General features: G+C 38.8%; 2 protein-coding genes. Both read left to right on the top strand.

What is annotated here, in order from left to right; translation table 11 throughout:
- A partial coding sequence (locus AC3AX0_RS09495) for a diguanylate cyclase (RefSeq protein WP_487550054.1) occupies positions 1-2,559 on the top strand: 2,559 nt, incomplete at its 5' end.
- A 10-nt stretch (positions 2,560-2,569) separates the two neighbouring features.
- Positions 2,570-3,469 (top strand): phosphoenolpyruvate-utilizing N-terminal domain-containing protein (locus AC3AX0_RS09500; RefSeq protein ID WP_487550055.1); only part of this gene is annotated, 900 nt, incomplete at its 3' end.

Below are 3,469 nucleotides of genomic sequence, written 5' to 3' on the forward strand. Positions count from 1 at the left end.
CCTGTAGATTATACTTTTATTGATGTAAATGAAACTTTTGAGAAGTATACGGGTCTGAAAAGCAAGGGTGTTTTGAATAATAGGGTTACCGAGGTACTTCCGGGAATAGTGGGTGGAGAGTTTGACTGGATATCTTTTTACGGGGAAGTCGCTTTAGGTGGTGAAGCCAGGGAAATCGAGCAATACTCCGAACCTTTGAACAAACATTATCATATAAAGGTATTTTCACCAGAAAAGAACTATTTTGTTACTTTGTTCACTGATATATCTGTTGAGATGGAGATATCAAACATGTCAAGATGGATGATGGAGCATGAGGGCGAAGACATTGACTATAAAATGATAACAGATAAGATGCTTTTGATTTCAGAAGCCAAGTATGCTGTCTTTAATCTTTTTGATAAAAACGAAAGGGAGTTTACTACGGTAGCTGCATCTGGAATACATGATCATATTACAAGGGCAGGTAAATTGCTGGGATTTAATATTATTGGCAGAAAATGGGATTACGATAGGTTAAGGGAGGAAAAGCTCAAGGGTAAATCCTTGACCTGCTTTGATAATGTTCATAGCCTTGTTGGAGATGTGATTCCCAGAAGAGTGGTTGACATGATTGAGAAAACATTTAGTCTGGGCCAGGCAGTAGTTGTAAAGATTATGAGCAACAGCAGGGTCTTAGGTGATTTCACCATGATTATGCCTAAAGGAAAACTGTTGAATAGGATTGGTCTCGTTGAGTTATACGCCTCGCAGATTGGATTGTTTCTTGAAAAGAAAAGGGCAGAACAGAAGCTTATGTTGAGTCATAACCGTATGGAGCTTGCAATGAATGCAAGTGAAAACGGATTCTGGGACTGGGATTTATATACAGGAGAAGTATATTTTAACAGTGTTTTTTCTAATATGTTGGGTTATGAGGAGGGTGAGCTTGAATTCAATATTGATGCTCTCATAGATTTGATGCACCCTGATGACAATCGGGACGTTTTGCCTAGAATCATGGAGCAAATTGAAAATAGTCAGCCTTATGAGGAAGAGTTCAGGGTTTTATGTAAGAACGGAGACTGGAAGTGGATTTCAGGACGAGGAAAAAGCTACGATACAGATGACAATGGTAAACCCAACAGGGTTGTAGGCATGAACGTAGATATTACAAGAATAAAGGAAGCCAATCAGAAATTTGATAGAATATTTAGAAGTAATCCTGCCCTTATGGCTGTAAGTAGTTTACCTGAAAAAGTAGTTACAGAAGTTAATGATGCTTTTGTTGATGCTACAGGGTATTCCAGGCATGAAATAATAGGCAGATCATTTATGGAGTTGGATCTTTTCCCTATGGCGGATCAACAGGAAGAGATGTTGAGAGTATTGGGTGATGAAGTGAAGATAGAGGAATCCAATCTTAAATTAAGAACAAGGGATGGTCGTATTCTGGATGGTCTCCTTTATGGAGAAATCATAGAAAGTCACGGCAAGAAATTTTATCTTACAATGATGATAGATATTACAGAATTGAAAAGATCACTGGACAGAATTGAGCACATGAGCCATCATGATCATCTGACTGGACTGTATAACAGAAGATTCTATGAAACTGAGCTCAAGAGGCTTGATATTGCTAGAAATCTACCGATTAGCATTATAATGATAGATGTAAATGGATTGAAGCTGGTCAATGATGCCTTTGGACATGATAAAGGAGACGAGCTTCTCATTAAGGTTGCGAATGCAATAAAGAGGGAATGTAGGGGTGATGAGATTATCGCCAGACTCGGTGGTGACGAATTTGTCGTCCTACTTCCAAAAACAAACAGGGAAGAGGCATTGGTGATAGCGGAAAGGATATCCCTTGGTGCTTCAACTGAGAAGGTAGGACTGATAAATATTTCAGTTTCCTGCGGAGTTGGAACCAAGGAATGTGAGGAAACGGTTGCCAAGACATTCAAAAAAGCGGAAGAGGAAATGTACAAGAACAAGCTTTTTGAAAGCCAGAAGATGCGTAAGGCAACAATTGAAAAGATTATGGAAACATTGTACAACATGAATTCAATTGAAGAAGAGCATTCCAGGAATGTAGCCGAGTTAAGCGGGAAAATAGCTGAAGAATTTGGATTGAAACAGGATAAAACGGCAGAGATATATATAACGGGTTTGAGACATGATATAGGTAAGATAGCTATTGATCCTGAATTACTCGACAAGAAAGGTCAATTGACTGACATTGAATGGAGTGAGGTTAAAAGGCATTCCGAGGTAGGCTATCAGATATTGAGGTCTGTTAATGAATATGCATTTATGGCAAACTATGTCCTGGCCCATCACGAGAGATGGGATGGATCAGGTTATCCCGGAGGGTTGAAGGGTGAGGACATCCCTATAGAGTCAAGGATAATAGCTATTGTTGATGCATATGACGCAATGACAAACGACAGGCCATATCGGAAAGCTTTGGGAAATGATATAGCAGTGACAGAACTGGTAAATGGTTCAGGAATACAATTTGACCCTGAATTGGTGGATGTGTTTATTGAAAAGGTATTGAAATACGAGTATGAATGAGGTAATAGACATGAAATTTGATGGAGTGGGTATTAGCCCTGGTATATCAAATTCGATGATATACAAGTTTGAAAAGGCTGTTTTCCAAACTGATGGGAAGTTGGTAGCTGATGTAACAGTTGAGATAAACAGATTTAGAGCAGCCTTGGATGAAAGCCTTGTTGAGATAGAAAAAATAAGGAACAATATTGTCAAGGCTCATCATCCAAGTGAGGGAGCAATTTTTGATGCACACATTGAAATACTAAAAGATCCTGTAATCATTGAGCAGACGGAAGAAATCATTAATGTGGAGAAGCTTAATGCAGCAAGGGCTTATGAAACAGTAATGAATAAATATATTTCAATGTTTGATGAGATGGATGACAGCTATATGAGAGAAAGAGCTACAGATTTGAAGGATATAAAGGAGCGGGCAATAGGTCATTTACTTGGACGAAAGGAATATATGAATATCCCTTTCAATGGGGAAGCAATAATTGCTGCTCATGACTTGACCCCTTCTGATACTGCACAGCTCGACAGGAATCTGGTTAAGGGCATAGTAACAGAAATCGGAGGAAGGACCAGCCACAGTGCGATTATCGCAAGAAGTCTTGGAATACCTTATGTTGTGGTGTCTGGAAATTTCATGTATTACTGTAAAACAGGAGATGAGGCAATTTTGAATGGTGATGAAGGAAGTGTAATTCTGAATCCATCTGACGAGGACCTTGATGGATACTTTATTAAGAAAAAGGAGTTTGATGAAAGAAGAAAACTCCTTGAATGTTTTAAATATGATAAATCAGAGACAATGGACGGATTCAAAGTCGAGATTTCAGGTAACATAGGTTCGATAGATGATCTTGATGCTGTTCTTGAAAACGGAGGAGAAGGCATAGGACTTTTCAGAACGGAATTTCTCTTT

The sequence above is a fragment of the Dethiosulfatibacter sp. genome (genome assembly GCF_983023055.1).